The organism is Chryseobacterium sp. CBSDS_008, from assembly GCF_049959325.1.
Taxonomy (GTDB): Bacteria; Bacteroidota; Bacteroidia; order Flavobacteriales; family Weeksellaceae; genus Chryseobacterium.
The window spans coordinates 4,121,061-4,137,345 of record NZ_CP188202.1 but is presented as its reverse complement, the minus strand read 5'-3'; the positions used below and the strand labels follow the sequence as shown (position 1 = coordinate 4,137,345).

Here is a 16,285-nt window from a genome sequence, read left to right as displayed (position 1 = left end):
GAACTGGATCAGGAAAATAAAAACCCTAATTAGAACTTAATCATACTCATTATGAGCTTAACTTTAGATGAAATACAAGATTTCAAAGGAAAATATCCAAAACAGCTTTGGACCTTATTCACTGTAGAAATGTGGGAACGTTTTTGTTTTTATGGAATGCGAGGCGTCCTTACCATTTTCATGGTAGATCAATTAGGTCTGTTAGAAGACAAAGCAAATTTACAATATGGAGCCATACAGGCTTTTATTTATGCTTTTACTTTTATAGGCGGTATTTTTGCTGATAAAATCTTAGGCTTTAAAAAATCTTTAGTTTTTGGTGGTATTATTATGTCTGTTGGTAATCTAATTATTGCACTTTCTCCCCACGACTTCTTTTATTTCGGGATTACTTGTTCTATTATAGGTACCGGATTTTTTAAACCCAATATCTCCTCTATGGTTGGAGAACTTTATAAAGAAGATGATCCAAGAAGAGATGCAGGGTATGGTCTTTTCTATGCCGGAATCAATATTGGTGGGCTTCTAGGTGGAGCTTTATGTGTTTACCTTGGAAAATATCACTCTTGGTCATGGTGCTTTCTGGCAGCTGCTATTGTAATGATCTTAGGTCTGATTACTTTTTTTGCTACCAGAAAAACATTAGGTCCTATTGGTGATTCTCCACTGCAATTCATTCCTAAATCCAAGAGAACTTTACGTGAAGTATTGGTATATATTGGGGCATTATTAAGTATGCCACTTATTTTCATCATGGTTAAAAACACAAGCTTTACAGATTATTTCATGTACCTCATTGGTATTGCTGCTGTAGGCTATTTCATTATGGAAACTTTAAAACAGACTTCTTCTTATCAAAAGAAACTGATCGCAGCATTCGTATTTATATTCATGTACTTTGTGTTTAATTCTATTTATGAACAAAGTGGTGGTTCCCTATCTTTATTTGCAAAAGATAACCTTGTACACAATTTGCTGGGATTTGGTATGGATCCAAATGTAATTAACAATAGTGCCAATTCATTCTTTATTATTATTTTCAGTCCACTTATTGGTTTAGCCTGGGTTGGTTTAAATAAAAAGAAACTTGAACCTAATACCATTAATAAATTTGGAATTGGATTCTTATTCCTTGCAGCAGGATTTTTCTTATTTTATAGTTTAAGATATTTTGCTGGTGCAGATGGAAAATCTTCACTTAACCTATTTACTTTCACATGGCTTGTTATTACTTTTGGTGAATTATGTTTAGGGCCAATCGGTATGTCTATTATCACCAAACTATCTCCTAAAAAAATGTTTGGAATGATGATGGGGTTGTGGTTCTTAGCAAGTGCCTTCGGACAGTTTGCTGCAGGAAAAATTGGAGCAAGCTTATCTGAATCCAACACGGGAAATACCAACATGAGTAAATTACTGGCTTATACTGATGGATATAAAACACTGGGTATTTATGCTTTAATTGCAGGAGTGGTATTAATATTGCTATCTTCACTCGTGAAAAAATTAATGCAGGATGTAAAATAAAAATAAGTAATTATGCTTATTTTTACATAAAATATCAAATTATGAAGAAAATTTTAAGCATAATTCTCTTACTTTTATTACATTTCAGCTTTGCTCAGGTAAAATGGATGACCATTGAGGAAGCTTTAAAAGCCCAAAAGGAAAATCCAAAAAAAATACTAATCGATTTTTATGCAGACTGGTGTGGTCCCTGTAAAATCATGGACAAGAAAACATACGGACATTCTGTAATAGCTCAGAATCTGAATGAAAATTACTATCCTGTAAAGTTTAATGCAGAAGAAAAAAAGAGTATTGAAATCTTTGGAAGAACATTTTCCAATCCTGAAACTGAACACAAAAAAGGAAGAAATTCCCTGCATGAGTTTACACAATATATGAATGTAGGTGCCGTTCCCAGTACAGTATTTCTGGATGAACGTGGAGATCCTATCACGATTCTTCAGGGGGAATTATCTGCCAAAGAGCTCGAGCCTTATCTGGAACTGATCTCAAAAGATTTATTTAAAAAGATTAAAACTAGAGAACAGTGGGAGGACTACCAGAAAAAGTTCAAATCAAAAATCAAAGATTAATTCAGCGTTCCAGGAGCCGGATTTTCGGGTTCTGTTTTAAAAATTCACCATACAGACTTCCAATTTTTTTTGGAAGTCTTTTTTATTTTACCGAAATTCGAACCTCTGTTTTTTTATACAAATCCAAGTTTTGAAACGCTGGTCTCAAATCAAAAAATGACTTTAGAAACTTCCATAGAATACGTAAAAGGAATAGGTCCCGAAAGAGCCAAACTCATTAAAAGTGTATTGGGCCTATCTACGGTAGAAGACATGCTGAACTTCTACCCTATCCGCCATCTTGATAAAAGCAAAGTTTATAAAATATCCCAGCTTCAGGAAGAAAGCAGCCAGGAAATACAGCTGAAAGGAAAAATTACTCAGGTACAGGAAATACAGACCGGTAAAACCAAGAGATTGTCTGCAAAATTCAATGATGATACGGGCAGTATGGATTTGGTTTGGTTTCAGTATTCAAAATGGCTGAAAGAGCAGCTGCCTGTTAATAAGGAGGTTTATATCTTTGGAAAGATTAATGTTTTCAACCGCCAGTTTTCTATGCCGCATCCGGAAATAGAAGCTGAAGAAAATAAAGAAGGAGATACCCGTCTGAAGCCTATTTATCCGAGTTCTGAAAAACTGACCAAAAGAGGATTAAATCAAAGGTTTTTCCAGAATGCTTTAAGGAATATCTGCAAAGAGATCCCGAATCTTATTGAGGAAAACTTCCCGGATTACCTGATGAAAACCTTCAAATTCATGTCGAGACAGCACACCTTTCTGAATGTTCACTTCCCGAAGGATAAAGAGCATTTTGATAAGGCTGATTACAGGCTGAAGTTTGAAGAATCATTCTTCTTTCAGTTAGGTTATGGTTTAAAAAAACTTCATCACAAAACACAGTCTCATGGGAATCCTTTCTCTATTATCGGCGATCATTTCAATAATTTTTATGAAAATCACCTTCCTTTTGATCTTACCAATGCGCAGAAAAGAGTTTTAAAAGAGATCAGAATGGATATGAAAAGGCCGGTTCAGATGAACAGGCTTCTGCAGGGTGATGTAGGATCAGGAAAAACAATGGTAGCACTTCTTACCATGCTTATTGCGATGGACAACGGATTTCAGAGTTGTTTGATGGCGCCTACGGAAATTCTTGCCCAGCAGCACTATAACGGGATCAAAGAACTGCTGGAAGAAACAGGAATCAGCATCCGTCTTCTTACAGGTTCAACCAAAGCCGCCGAAAGAAGAATTATACATGAAGAACTGGAAAACGGAACGCTTTCAATTTTAGTTGGAACCCATGCCGTCTTGGAAGATAAGGTTAAATTTAAAAATCTGGGATTAGCAATCATTGATGAGCAGCATAGATTTGGAGTTGCCCAGCGGGCTAAGCTTTGGGCAAAAAATAAAATCCCGCCACATATTCTGGTGATGACTGCTACTCCTATCCCGAGAACGCTGGCAATGAGCTTTTATTCTGATCTGGATGTTTCTGTGATTGATGAGATGCCTGTGGGAAGAAAGCCTATTATTACAGCTCACCGACGGGAAAAAGACAGATTGTATGTGTACAATTTCTGTAAAGATGAAATTAAAAAAGGCAGACAGGTCTATTTCGTCTATCCGCTCATTGAAGAATCTGAAACATTGGATTATAAAAACCTGATGGAAGGGCTGGAACATGTCATGGATTATTTTTCAGAGTACAATGTAACCATGCTTCATGGAAAAATGAAGCCGGATGAAAAAGATGCTGCTATGGCTTATTTTGCCTCCGGAAAAGCTGAAATTATGGTTGCAACAACCGTAATTGAGGTAGGAGTAAATGTACCCAATGCCTCTGTAATGGTGATTGAAAGTTCAGAGAGGTTCGGGCTTTCCCAGCTGCATCAGCTGAGAGGGCGTGTGGGAAGAGGTGCTGAACAGAGCTACTGTATCCTGATGACTTCCGATAAATTATCCAAAGAAAGCAGAACCCGTATAAAGACAATGGCTGAGACCAACGATGGCTTTAAAATTTCTGAAGTAGATATGCAGCTTCGGGGCCCGGGAGATATTCTGGGTACGCAGCAAAGTGGTGTGGTAGATTTTAAAAGATTGGATCTTATTAATGATTCGGCGATCATTAAAACAACAAAAAATACAGTGGAAAAAATTCTGGAAGCTGATCCTATGCTGTCCAGGCCAGACAATCTGATAATCAAAAATTATTATATCAGATATTACAAAGGAAAAAATAAGTGGAGTAAAATATCATAAAAAAACCGCAAGAAAAAATTTCCTGCGGCCCCCTTATAAAACTGTTATTTAGAAGAAATTACTTTTGGTCTGTCCAAAAAAAATTTATTTTAATAGTTTAGACTTAATATTTTGTGATGTGGTGTGAAAATATTTATATAACAATATATGATATAAAAGCAAAAGTCATAACTATTAAAATAAATTATAAAAAAACAAAATGAATTATTTTTTCCAACTTGCTTATTATAAAAACTAACTGTGTTTCGGTGGAGATGAGGGAATGAAACGAATAAAAATACCTCCAACTACTTATTGAGTTTTCATGATTGTACCGTTTTGTTTAAAGATCTTCTGTGCTTTAAAATTGGAAAATTATTATAATTCATTTTGTTACTAACATCGTGATTTATATAATTTTTGTTTTAGAAACAATTACTTCTCATTCATATGTATTTTCAACTATATAATGAAATTTGTGTCTGAATTTACTTTTACAAATGTCTGTATATTAATTCAAATCCCTTTTATATTATTTTAATTATTAGTTATAAAATTTTCACTTATTTGTGAATAGTATGCATTAAATACGATTTTAAATTACTTAACATTAAATTAATAAATCTTTTATTCATCAAACTTTCAAGATGAAATGATCTTTATTTAGTCCCGAAGTATGATACTGCCAGTTAATAGTAATCACATCAGTAAGTACCTTTTTCAGCTTCTCAAAACACTCAGGTTTTTTCATATAAATATTGGCTCCTTTTACAAAAATTTCTTCTATTTCACTTTCAGAAAGCGGTTCACTAAAAACAGCTGTTACCATGTTATTGAATTTCGAATCAGCTCCAATTTCTTCGAGGCATTCCATGCTTGATTTTCCTGGGATCATATAATTGATGAAAACAATTTCCGGAACTACTGCATCAGCGTTATTCAGATATTCCATCAGATTTTTCCCGTTTGTAAAGCATTGAACTTTTATAGAGATCTTCAGCTCTTTCAAAATATTTTTAAAAAAAATCAAGGTGTTTTCATCGTTATCAGCTACTATTACATTTAGAAATTCTTTATTCATACTGCATTTTAGGGTTTATTACCGTGCTTTGTAGCCTTCTTCGTTTTCCAATTATCTTTTGAAACTGAGATGGGGTGATTCCTGTTGTATTTTTAAACTGGGTGCTCAGGTGTGCCACACTGGAATAGTTCAGTTTATGGGCAATTTCTGTAAGGCTTTGCTTATTTCTTATGATCAGGGCTTTTGCATGCTCTATTTTTTGCAGAATTATAAAATTCTCAATAGACGTATAAGCCACTTCTGAAAACAGATTGGAAAGATATCCGTAGCTGTGATTCAGCTTCTCAGAAATATAAATAGATGCTTTTACCGGTATAATCTCATCAGAGAAGACAAGCTCTACAATGGCATCTTTTATTTTCTGTACCAGAGCGGTTTTCTGGCTTTCTATGATCTCAATACCATAATCTTCAAGGTTTTTCTTAAAAAGAATGTGCTGTTCCTGGGTCAGGGGCTCATAGAATTCCACTTCACCAAAGTTCAGTAACCTGTACTTCAGTCCGTGTTCTTTAAGTTTCTCGTCCAATACCTTTTTGCAAAGGGCATTGAAATCAAATTTAACATACATTTTCATCCTAGTATATATAAGCCTAATTATTTAGTAAATATAATAATTTATTTCAATTAAATGTGAAATAGATGTATATTTTTAACATTTTACTATATAGACGAAAAAACTCCTGTATTTTAGAATACAGGAATTTAAACACTAAGGATGAAAAAAATATACTGATAAAAAGCTGAGTAGCTTAAAACCAAGCATATGAATGTATTGTTATAAGTGATTTGGTTCTGAAACAAAGATGAATCAAAAAAAGAAATCACCTGTTATAGAATTACAGGATAAAGTTACAAAATTTTAAGTCAATTATCTGTGAATTAGAAATTCCATAACGTAATCATCCATCACAAATCCGTTTCCGATATCTAAAACCAACTCATTATAAATTTTAAACCCCTGAGATTCATAAAATTTTCTTGCATTATTTTCTTTATTTACATTGAGTATAATTCTATGGTCACTACTTTCACAGAGCTTTTTCTTCAGAAAATCAAGCGCTCCTTTTCCAAAGCCTTTTCCTTTACTTTCCGGAAGGAGATAAATCCTGTGAAGCTTTGTAGTCCCGTCTTCATATCCGTGTTCATAACCCATAAAGCCTTCATAAGAATCATTACCCTCATCAAAAATCAGGTAATAATGATAATCCGGATTTTCAAGGTGTTTTGAAATTTCATTTGCAGAATACATTTCGCCCAACATATAATCTATCTGTTCATCCGAAATAATTCCTGCGTATGCAGTCTCCCACGACCTCCTTGCCAAATTCTGGATCAAAGGAATATCTTCTGTTTTCGCTTCTATTAATTTCATTATTCTGGGTTTATTTTTAATTTTAAAATGCAAAGTTTACAAAAAATCTGGCTGATCTAACATTTTTATGCCGGCAAAATACTTTCACTTGTTAACAGGATAAATAAAAAGGTGAAAAGTATTGAACCTTCCACCTTATAAGTTTATGATGATATTAAAAATATTACCGGGAAATTCAGATGTATTTCAGATAACTTTTACCTGTCAGCATTAAATGTTAGCCATTTCGGCCTTAATTTTTGCATGAAGACCTTCAGAAGCCTTTACTAAAGGAAGTCTTAAGAAATTTTTGATGATTCCTTTTTCAGTCAGAATTACTTTAATACCGCAAGGGTTTCCTTCAGCAAAAATCAGGCGGGTAATATCTACCAGCTTGTTGTGAATGTCATACGCTTCTTTTACCTTGCCCTCGAAAGCCAGCTGTACCATTGTAGAGAATTCTTTAGGATATGCCTGTCCGATTACGGAAATCACTCCATCTCCACCTGCTAATGTTACAGGCAGTGTATATTCATCATCTCCGGAAACCAAAGAAAATCCTTCAGGTTTCTTTCTCAGAATATCAAAATACTGTAAAATATTGGGTGCCGCTTCCTTAATCATAAATAAATTAGGGAATTCTTTTGCAAGACGGATTGTTGTATCAGCTTCTACATTCTGCCCGGTTCTTGAAGGTACATTATAAATAATAATATTTTTCCCTGTGGAAGCTAAAGCTTTATAATGCTGATAAAGCCCTTCCTGATTAGGTTTATTGTAATAAGGAGACACTGAAAGTACAGCTTCAAATGCAGAAAGATCTGCTTCTTCGATCTGCTTCTTGACATCAAGAGTATGGTTGCCGCCAATTCCTAAAACCAAAGGAAGACGTTTATTATTCACCTTAATGATATGCTCAATTACCTGTTTCTTCTCCTCTGCAGAAAGCGTTGCGGCTTCTGCCGTAGTTCCCATTACTACCAAATAATTGGTTCCGTTGTCGATATTGTATTCAACCAGTTTTGTTAAACTGTCGAAGTCAACGGATAAATCTTCATTAAAGGGTGTTACCAATGCAACACCTACTCCTTTTAAAATGCTCATCTGTTAGAATTATTTTTGCCAAATTTAATAATTTACGGTAAGAATTTGTAATAAATAATAATGTTTTATTATACATATAGTTATATTTGCATATACTAAAAGAGATTATGAAAAATAAATTCTTGTTATTAGGAATTGCCCTGATGTCCCTTACAGCATGCAAAACAGCTTCTACGCTGCAACTTGCAGATGTAAAGACCCAGAAAAATATTTCTATTAATAATGAGCTAAAAAATGATGAGGAGTTTGTAAAATTTATCGAGCCTTATAAGCAAAAACTGGATAAAGAAATGAACCAGAAGATCTCTCACACCAATGTGGATCTTACCAAACAGGGCGATAACAGCAATCTGGGAAATCTTTTAGCTGACTATACGTTTGAAGGAGGTAATGAATGGATAAAAACTCATCTTAAGCAAAATGTAGATGCTGCACTCATCAATATCGGAGGAATCCGTACTATTATCGGGAAAGGGGATATCTTACTTAAAAATGTATTTGAAGTAATGCCTTTCGAAAATGAGGTGGTAATTGTAAAAATGAAAGGAGCAGATCTACAGGGGCTTTTTGAATATTATGCAAAAACGCAGGTCAACAATCCTGTTTCTCATTTATATATTGAAACGAAGAACGGACAGGTCATCAAATCATTAATCAATGGAAAAGAAGTAGATCCTGATAAAGATTATTATATTGCCACTTCAGACTATCTTGCGCTGGGAGGAGACAATATGAAATTCTTTGCTAAGGGAGAATCTATTGCAACAGGAATTAAAATGAGAGATTTATTTATTGATTATTTTAAGAAATCTCCTGAAGTAATGGTGAATTCAGATGTTCGTTTAAATTTTATCGGGAAGAAATAATGGATAGAAAAAGTTTTTTAAAAGCAATAGGCGGTGGATCTTTAGCAATGGCTTTAGCTCCCCATATGGTGATGGCGGAAGAATTAAAAATTCTTGATGTAAAGTCCGCAAATAAACTGACTATTCTTCATACAAATGACCAGCATAGCAGAATAGAACCTTTTGATTCAAGCTATACAAAAAATCCCAATCAGGGAGGTTTTGCGAGAAGAGCGAGTCTAATCCAGCAAATCAGAAATCAGGAAAGCAATGTGCTTCTTCTTGATTCAGGAGATATTTTCCAGGGAACTCCTTATTTTAATTTCTTCGGAGGAGAACTGGAATTCAAATTAATGTCCATGATGAAATATGATGCCTCAACTATGGGAAATCATGATTTCGACAATGGTCTTGACGGATTTTTAAAAGTGCTTCCTAATGCGAAGTTTCCTTTTATCTGTTCCAATTATGATTTTAAAAACACCGTTCTTGACGGGAAAACTTCCCCATATAAGATTTTCAACAAGAATGGAATCAAAGTAGGAATTTTTGGGGTGGGAATCCAGCTGGATGGTCTTGTAGGCAAAAAACAGTATGGTGAAACCGTGTATTCCAATCCGATAGATGTAGCACAACATTATTCAAATTTCCTGAAAAAAGATCAGAAATGTGATCTTGTGATTTGTCTTTCACACATCGGTTACGACTATAAAGACGAACCGGATAAAATAAGTGATAAATTGTTAGCGGCCAGTACAGAAAATATTGATATTATCTTAGGTGGCCATACTCATACATTCTTACCGGAACCCCAGTCTTTTACCAACAGACAGGGCAAAAATGTACTTGTTAACCAGGTTGGATGGGCAGGTCTTCTTTTAGGTAGAATAGATTTTTATTTTGATACAAACAAAAACGTACAGCATATTTCCTGGAACAATCAGGTAATAGACAGCAGCATAACCGCATAATATGAAAAAACTCTCTATAATTTCTCTTGGTATTTTAGCATCCCTGCAGCTGATAAAAGCTCAGGTTATTTCATCCAAAAAATGGGCAGATCTGTTTTCCTACAACAAAGTTTTAGCAATGAAAGAAGACAATGGGAAAATCATTGCAGCCACAGAAAACGGAATATTCTATTATACCATATCAACAGGAGAAATTACGAAGTTGTCTAAAGCCAATGGCCTTCATAATATCGGAATCACAGCCTTCGATTATAACCCACAGACAAAAACAGGTCTTATCGGTTATGAAAACGGATCTATGGATGTTATTACACCACAGGAGATTAAATATATTGTTGATATTCCTATTGCTGCAGGATATAACGGAAATAAAAAAATCAACCATATTTCTATAACCGGAGATCAGGCTGTCATTTCTGTAGGATATGGAGTTTCCATATTTAATCTTCAGAATAAAGAATTTGGTGATTCTGCATTTTTCCTGACCGGTGGGATTTACCAGGCAAGTAATGAAGCCACGATATTCGGGAATAAAGTATATTCTGTAACTGATACAGGATTGAAAAGCCATCAAATGAATACTACTTTTCCAGTATTTTCTACCTGGACTACGGAAGCACCGGGAGCTTTCAAACATATCGATTCAGAATCAGGACTGGTTTTCTCAACGGCTACGACAGCCTATGTGTACAACAATGGTACCCCAACCCAGCTTCCTACTAGCTTTGAAAAAATCCGGGATGTTGTCATTACTTCCAATAGCATTGTAGTTACTGATAACAGAGTATATACTTATGGTATTAATGGTGTATCACAAAATGCAGTAAGCCTTGGTGAGGAATGTAATACTGCCATAACAGCCGGTGGAAAAATCTTTGGAGGAACCGTATTATCAGGGATCAAGGATGAAAGTAACAATACTTTTAAACCATCAGGTCCTTACTTCAATTTTGCATATAATATCAATCTTTTTGATAACAATCAACTCTTGGTTTCCTCTGGTGCCAGAGCAAATAATTACAACCACCCGGTTATTCTTCCGCAAGGCCCTGGTTTTTATTATTTCAATGGTACAGAATGGATCTACCCTTCTTTTTTTGTGAAAAATCCTCCAACCTTTGTTAATGTTCTGGATGCTATAATAAGCCCTTACAATAATAATGAGGTGCTATTCACCAATTATACAATGCTGGATAACGGGGTGTATAAAATGAAATATAATGCCACAAGCAAAGATTTTGAACTGGTAAAATATTATAATCTTGGTGCGCAGCCTTACTACAGACGTCCTGTAGGTTTTGCTACAGATACTCAGAATAATCTTTTTGTTTCTTTTGGTTTTAATGACGGAAACCCTTCCATAGGAATCTATGATAAAGCCGCTGATGATTTTATCATCAAGAAAATAGTTCTTGCCAGTGACGGGATACAAAAGACCGTTTTCCATGAAAATATGTTATGGACTCCACTACCGAGATCTAATAACTTTTGGGTGTATGACTATAAGAATGCAACCAACCTTTCCGATGATACAGATTATATCCTGGACAGTTCTAACGGGTTTAATAGTTCGGGAGGAATTTTATCCGTAGCATTTGATAAATCCGGGGACGCATGGATTGGTACAGACGGAGGATTAAGAATTATGCCCAATGCTGCATCTGAAATAAAAAATCCGCAACCTAAAGTAGAACCTATCGTCATAGAACAAAATGGTTTGGGGGAAGAGCTGTTCAGGGAATCGGCGATTCTGCAGATTGCAGTAGATGCAGGTGATTATAAATGGGTATCTGTTGACGGCGGTGGCGTTTATTACCTTTCTGCTGACGGTCAGAGAACTATAAAACATTTTACAAAGGAAAATTCACCTCTTCCTACGAATAGTGTTACCGATATAAAAGTGGATAAAAAAACAGGTAAGGTATATTTTGTAACCTATAACGGTATTGTGACGTATCAGGGAGATGTTGCCGATGTAACATCTAATTTCGGTGATGTTATGGTGTATCCAAATCCTGTTGTATACTCTAATTTTAAGGGAAAAGTAACCATTAAAGGCCTTGCAGAAAAAACCAATATAAGAATTGTAGATGCTGCAGGAAATGTAGTGCATTCTGCGGTAGCCAGAGGAGGTTATTACGAATGGGATCTTAATAATCAGAAAGGGGTAAGGGTAGCATCAGGGATTTATTTTGTCCTGATGACCAATGAAGACGGCTCTGACAAAGCTACCGCCAAAATAGGAGTAGTCAATTAATGAATTCACAAAACGGTTTTTTACTTTCATTTATAAAATATGGGGAAAATGATGCGGTCCTGCATTGTTTTACTGAAGAAGAGGGTTTCCAGAGCTATTTTCTGAAAGGAATTTATTCCAAAAAAAATAAAAAGAAAGCCCTGCTGCAGCCATTAAGCCAGCTCAATTTTTCTGTAAACCCATCCAGAGGGAACGGCATCCCGACTGTTTCAAAGTTTGAACTGGTAAAGAATAATGACATTTATACTGATATAAAGGTCAATACAGTCATTTTCTTTATCTCAGATTTTCTGAGCCATATTCTTAAATATGAAAACAAAAACATTCCGATTTATTCCGGTATTGATCATTTTATCAATGAACTGACCCATAAAAATTATCAGGCCCACCTCCTATTTTTACTGGGATTTTTAAAAATTCAGGGGGTTGCCCCATTGCTGAGTGAAGGGAAATTTTTAGATCCGGAAACCGGGACTTTTTCCCATGGAATAAGCCATCAGCTCTTCAATGAAGAAATTTCCACATTATGGAAGGAAGCACTTTGTGCAGAAGATTTTTATGCCACAAAAATCCATTCTTCATTAAGAAAAGATTTCCTCGACAGCCTTTTGGTATACTATCATTATCATATCACAGATTTCAAAACTCCGGCTTCGCTGGAAATCATACAGCAGATATTTGAATAATTTATAGATTTGCTTCCTTTATTTCTCTTTTATTTTCCCAGCATCTTCCGGCATTTCAGTTTCAGATTCCGCAATTTCTTTTTTGGAAAACCTTGGCTGAAGGATCTTGGCAATAAGTCCCGTCCAGCCTGTCTGATGGGAGGCTCCTACTCCACGGCCGTTATCTCCGTGAAAATATTCATAGAACAGGATATAATCTTTAAAATCAGGGTCGGTCTGAAACCTTTCATACTGACCGTGAACCGGACGTTTTCCGTTTTCATCCTTTAAAAATATCTTTGCAAGTCTTTTGTTTAAAGCGTCTGCGATCTGATCAAGGTTCGAATAATTTCCGCTTCCTGTAGGATATTCCACTAAAAAATCAGGGCTGTAATAGAAGAAAAAGCGCTGAAGACTATCTATAATAAGGAAGTTGATAGGAAACCATACCGGGCCGCGCCAATTGCTGTTCTCACCGAAAAGCCCGCTATCACTTTCTGCAGGAGTATATTTTACGGTATAATCCGTTTCATTCAGAGTCAACGTGTAAGGGTTGTTTTCATATTCCTTTGATAAAGCCCTTACGCCATAGGTACTTAAAAACTCGTTCGGATTGAGCATCCTGCTTAACAGTCTTTTCAGGCGATGTCCCCGAAGCAATGATAAAAGGTGTTTGGAATCCTGCCCTTTGACTTCCCATCTTGAAACCAGAGAAGCCAGCTCAGGCTTATTATCCAATACCCATTTCATTCTTTTTTTAAAGTTGGGCAGATTCTCAATCATTTCATCATCAATAACCTCAACGGCAAACATGGGGATCAGCCCTACAATTGTTCTTAACTTCAGAAACATATGAGTTCCGTCACTGGAAGCAATCGCATCATAGAAAAATTCGTCCTGTTCATCCCAAAGGCTGAAATTTTCATCACCCATATTATCCAGTGAATGGGCAATCGAAAGAAAATGTTCAAAAAACTTCATCGCCATTTCTTCATACACTTTATTGTAAAGCGCCAGCTCCAGAGCAATTCTCATCATATTCAGGGCAAACATAGCCATCCAGCTCGTTCCATCCGACTGCTCCAGCTGTTCTCCGTTCGGTAAAACAGAATTCCGGTCAAAAACGCCAATATTATCAAGCCCTAAAAAACCTCCTTCAAAGATATTATTACCATTAAGGTCTTTTTTATTAACCCACCATGTGAAATTCATCAATAGCTTCTGAAAAGCACTTTCCAAAAACTCAAGGTCTGGCTTGTTTTTTAAATATTCATCAATTTTAAAGACTCTGAAAACAGCCCACGCATGTACAGGAGGATTCACATCACTGAGGTTCCATTCGTAGGCAGGAAGCTGTCCATTGGGATGCATATACCATTCAAAAAGGAAAAGCTTCAGCTGATGTTTTGCAAAATCAGGGTCTATCAATGAAAAACTAATGGTGTGAAAAGCCAGATCCCAGGTGGCATACCACGGATATTCCCATTTATCAGGCATGGAAATAATATGTTCGTTATTAAGATGCTTCCAGTCGTAGTTTCTTATTTTCTCTCTGGACTTTGGAGGAGGCATTTCCCCCGGATCGCCTTTCAGCCATTTTTCAACATTGTAATGGTAAAACATTTTGTTCCAAAGCATTCCGGCAAAAGCCTGTCTTTGCACAAGCTTTTCATCTTCCGAAGAAATTCCTTTCTGTATTTCTGCATAAAACTCATCTGCTTCTTTTTGTCTTTGCTCAAAAATCACTTCAAAATCACGGAATGGCTCCCGTAAATCTTGATCTGACAGTATGAATTCAAATACTTTAGATTCTCCGGCCTTAAAATCTTCATCAATGAAAAAAGAAGCTTTGGTTCCTGTATTCTGAGGATTCACAGACTGGGAGTTTCCCGTCATCACAAAATTATTGATTCCATCTTTACAGTATTTTGATTCATTGGGTGACTGGTAGATCCTCTCATTATTGGTTTCATTGTTACAAAACAAGGTCTTTAAAGATTGTTTGGCATACACATTTTTAATCTCAATATCCTGATGATTGACATTAATATGATCAGCATCTTCAGCAGACAATTGAGGCTTATAATCATCATATCCCCATTTCCAGGTATTCCTGAACCAGATTGTCGGCAATATGACAAGGGAAGCTTCTTTTTCAGATTTATTGGTAATTGTTACTCTGGCCAGGATATCATGCTGGCTTTCTTTTGCATATTCAATGAAAATGTCAAAATATTCATTACTATCAAAAATTCCGGTATCAATCAGTTCATATTCCGGCTCATCTTTTCCCCGCTCTGCATTAGTTTTTATAAGATCTTCATAGGGAAAAGCATTCTGAGGATACTTATACAGCATTTTCATATAGGAATGCGTAGGTGTAGAATCCAGGTAATAGAAATATTCCTTTACATCTTCACCGTGATTTCCCTGGCCATTGGTCAATCCAAAGAACCGTTCTTTCACCATTTTATCTTTCTTATTCCAGAAACCTACAGAGAACACAATCTTCTGAAGGTCATCACAGATCCCGCATATTCCTTCTTCACCCCAACGGTATGTTTTGGCTTCTGCAGTGTCATGATTGGTATAATTCCAGGCATCACCATTTTCACTGTAATCTTCACGAACAAGCCCCCATTCCCGGTTACTGACATATGGGCCCCATTTTTTCCATGAAATATCCGACATTCTCTGTTTTTCCGACATAAGTGATAATTATAAGTAACGGGTAATGAATAATATTAACATCGTTTAAAGCCAGAAAACAACTTCAAAAACTCTAAACCTTGAACTTTAAACTTTGAACTTTGAACTTTTGGGCATCTACCCTCCCGTAGAAAAGCTCTCAAAGGTGGTCATTCCACCATCCACAAAAATGCTGGCTCCTGTGATATAATCGGCAAGGTCACTGGCAAGAAATGCAGCTAAGTTTCCGATATCCTGAGGCTGTCCGATTCTGTTATAGGGAATAAGAGTAAGAAGTGAGTTGAGCGCTTCAGGAGTACTCCATGCATTCTGGTTGATCGGAGTCTGAATGGCTCCCGGACAAATAGAATTGACCCGTATTTTATCTGCGCCATATTCCTGAGCAAGAGTCTGCATCAACATTCTTACAGCACCTTTACTGGAAGCATAATTAGCATGCCCGGCCCATGGGATAATTTCATGGACTGAACTGATATGAATGATTTTTCCACAGGCAACAGACCTTGACGGATCTATTCCCCGTCGCAGAAATTCTTTAATGGCTTCCCTGGCGCATAGAAATTGTCCTGTCAGATTAACTCCTATGACAGCATTCCATTGGTCAAGAGTCATTTCAGTGAATTTTGCGTCTTTCTGAATCCCTGCATTATTGATCAGAATATCTACAGTCTGGTACTCAGCAATGACATCCTGAAACATTCTGATGACCTGATCTTCCTTGGAAACATCACATTGGTAGGTCATTCCTTTCCCTCCGGCATCCGTTATTTCCTTTAAAACAGCTTTGGCTTCATCTGTAGATCTTTCTGAGGAATGGTTGACAATGACTGTTGCTCCTGCCTCCGCCAATGATTTTGCAATTCCGGAGCCTATTCCGCTGGATGCTCCTGTCACCACAGCCACCTGATTTTGAAGTGATATTTCCATGTTTTGTAATTTGATGTTACTCAAAGTTATGGAAAGATATCTGCAGATGA

At 36.1% G+C, this 16,285-nt stretch carries 13 protein-coding genes; 7 read left to right on the top strand and 6 right to left on the bottom strand.

Annotated elements, in window-relative coordinates:
* The first annotated feature begins 51 nt into the window (after positions 1-51).
* From ACP3T3_RS18820 to recG, 3 genes are all read left to right on the top strand, one after another.
* Entirely contained in the window at positions 52-1,527 is a 1,476-nt protein-coding gene (locus tag ACP3T3_RS18820; protein ID WP_426477276.1) for a peptide MFS transporter, read from the top strand.
* A 41-nt stretch (positions 1,528-1,568) separates the two neighbouring features.
* Entirely contained in the window at positions 1,569-2,102 is a 534-nt protein-coding gene (locus ACP3T3_RS18815; protein ID WP_426477275.1) for a thioredoxin family protein, read from the top strand.
* Between the two features lie 156 nt (positions 2,103-2,258).
* Positions 2,259-4,346: an ATP-dependent DNA helicase RecG gene (recG, locus tag ACP3T3_RS18810; RefSeq protein ID WP_426477274.1), complete on the top strand. Its 2,088-nt coding sequence runs from the start codon at positions 2,259-2,261 to the stop codon at positions 4,344-4,346.
* A 613-nt stretch (positions 4,347-4,959) separates the two neighbouring features.
* Here the strand turns inward: recG and ACP3T3_RS18805 are convergent.
* The 4 genes from ACP3T3_RS18805 to dapA all read right to left on the bottom strand — a co-directional run bounded on the left by ACP3T3_RS18805 (position 4,960) and on the right by dapA (position 7,861).
* Positions 4,960-5,406, bottom strand: a complete 447-nt coding sequence (locus tag ACP3T3_RS18805) for a response regulator (RefSeq protein ID WP_426477273.1) — start codon at positions 5,404-5,406, stop codon at positions 4,960-4,962.
* Positions 5,399-5,980, bottom strand: a complete 582-nt coding sequence (locus tag ACP3T3_RS18800; protein WP_426477272.1) for a helix-turn-helix domain-containing protein — start codon at positions 5,978-5,980, stop codon at positions 5,399-5,401. Before ACP3T3_RS18800 ends, ACP3T3_RS18805 begins: the two co-directional genes overlap by 8 nt.
* A gap of 294 nt (positions 5,981-6,274) precedes the next feature.
* Positions 6,275-6,778: a GNAT family N-acetyltransferase gene (locus tag ACP3T3_RS18795; protein ID WP_426477271.1), complete on the bottom strand. Its 504-nt coding sequence runs from the start codon at positions 6,776-6,778 to the stop codon at positions 6,275-6,277.
* 210 nt (positions 6,779-6,988) lie between these two features.
* Positions 6,989-7,861 carry a 4-hydroxy-tetrahydrodipicolinate synthase gene (dapA, locus tag ACP3T3_RS18790; protein ID WP_426477270.1) on the bottom strand — a complete coding sequence of 291 codons (873 nt, stop codon included), beginning with the start codon at positions 7,859-7,861 and terminating at the stop codon, positions 6,989-6,991.
* A gap of 107 nt (positions 7,862-7,968) precedes the next feature.
* Here dapA and ACP3T3_RS18785 point away from each other — a divergent pair, with 107 nt between their 5' ends.
* The 4 genes from ACP3T3_RS18785 to recO are packed head-to-tail and all read left to right on the top strand — an operon-like array spanning position 7,969 to position 12,620.
* The gene (locus ACP3T3_RS18785) at positions 7,969-8,727 is read left to right on the top strand and encodes a 5'-nucleotidase C-terminal domain-containing protein (protein WP_426477269.1); all 759 of its coding nucleotides are present in this window, start codon (positions 7,969-7,971) and stop codon (positions 8,725-8,727) included.
* Positions 8,727-9,677, top strand: coding sequence for a bifunctional metallophosphatase/5'-nucleotidase (locus ACP3T3_RS18780; protein ID WP_426477268.1), 951 nt, complete (start codon positions 8,727-8,729; stop codon positions 9,675-9,677). Before ACP3T3_RS18785 ends, ACP3T3_RS18780 begins: the two co-directional genes overlap by 1 nt.
* A 1-nt stretch (position 9,678) precedes the next feature.
* Positions 9,679-11,934, top strand: coding sequence for a T9SS type A sorting domain-containing protein (locus ACP3T3_RS18775; RefSeq protein ID WP_426477267.1), 2,256 nt, complete (start codon positions 9,679-9,681; stop codon positions 11,932-11,934).
* Positions 11,934-12,620 carry a DNA repair protein RecO gene (recO, locus tag ACP3T3_RS18770; RefSeq protein ID WP_426477266.1) on the top strand — a complete coding sequence of 229 codons (687 nt, stop codon included), beginning with the start codon at positions 11,934-11,936 and terminating at the stop codon, positions 12,618-12,620. Before ACP3T3_RS18775 ends, recO begins: the two co-directional genes overlap by 1 nt.
* 18 nt (positions 12,621-12,638) lie before the next feature.
* Here the strand turns inward: recO and ACP3T3_RS18765 are convergent, their stop codons facing one another.
* Complete coding sequence (locus ACP3T3_RS18765) at positions 12,639-15,308, bottom strand: MGH1-like glycoside hydrolase domain-containing protein (RefSeq protein ID WP_426477265.1); 2,670 nt, start codon at positions 15,306-15,308, stop codon at positions 12,639-12,641.
* Positions 15,309-15,425: 117 nt separating this feature from the next.
* Positions 15,426-16,235: a glucose 1-dehydrogenase gene (locus tag ACP3T3_RS18760; protein WP_426477264.1), complete on the bottom strand. Its 810-nt coding sequence runs from the start codon at positions 16,233-16,235 to the stop codon at positions 15,426-15,428.
* Between the last annotated feature and the right edge of the window lie 50 nt (positions 16,236-16,285).

What these genes read in the sequence shown, in the direction of transcription:
- ACP3T3_RS18820 (WP_426477276.1), top strand. Translation starts at nt 52, where the DNA reads ATGAGCTTAACTTTAGATGAAATACAAGATTTCAAAGGAAAATATCCA.
- ACP3T3_RS18815 (WP_426477275.1), top strand. Translation starts at nt 1,569, where the DNA reads ATGAAGAAAATTTTAAGCATAATTCTCTTACTTTTATTACATTTCAGC.
- recG (WP_426477274.1), top strand. Translation starts at nt 2,259, where the DNA reads ATGACTTTAGAAACTTCCATAGAATACGTAAAAGGAATAGGTCCCGAA.
- ACP3T3_RS18805 (WP_426477273.1), bottom strand. Translation starts at nt 5,406, where the DNA reads ATGAATAAAGAATTTCTAAATGTAATAGTAGCTGATAACGATGAAAAC.
- ACP3T3_RS18800 (WP_426477272.1), bottom strand. Translation starts at nt 5,980, where the DNA reads ATGAAAATGTATGTTAAATTTGATTTCAATGCCCTTTGCAAAAAGGTA.
- ACP3T3_RS18795 (WP_426477271.1), bottom strand. Translation starts at nt 6,778, where the DNA reads ATGAAATTAATAGAAGCGAAAACAGAAGATATTCCTTTGATCCAGAAT.
- dapA (WP_426477270.1), bottom strand. Translation starts at nt 7,861, where the DNA reads ATGAGCATTTTAAAAGGAGTAGGTGTTGCATTGGTAACACCCTTTAAT.
- ACP3T3_RS18785 (WP_426477269.1), top strand. Translation starts at nt 7,969, where the DNA reads ATGAAAAATAAATTCTTGTTATTAGGAATTGCCCTGATGTCCCTTACA.
- ACP3T3_RS18780 (WP_426477268.1), top strand. Translation starts at nt 8,727, where the DNA reads ATGGATAGAAAAAGTTTTTTAAAAGCAATAGGCGGTGGATCTTTAGCA.
- ACP3T3_RS18775 (WP_426477267.1), top strand. Translation starts at nt 9,679, where the DNA reads ATGAAAAAACTCTCTATAATTTCTCTTGGTATTTTAGCATCCCTGCAG.
- recO (WP_426477266.1), top strand. Translation starts at nt 11,934, where the DNA reads ATGAATTCACAAAACGGTTTTTTACTTTCATTTATAAAATATGGGGAA.
- ACP3T3_RS18765 (WP_426477265.1), bottom strand. Translation starts at nt 15,308, where the DNA reads ATGTCGGAAAAACAGAGAATGTCGGATATTTCATGGAAAAAATGGGGC.
- ACP3T3_RS18760 (WP_426477264.1), bottom strand. Translation starts at nt 16,235, where the DNA reads ATGGAAATATCACTTCAAAATCAGGTGGCTGTGGTGACAGGAGCATCC.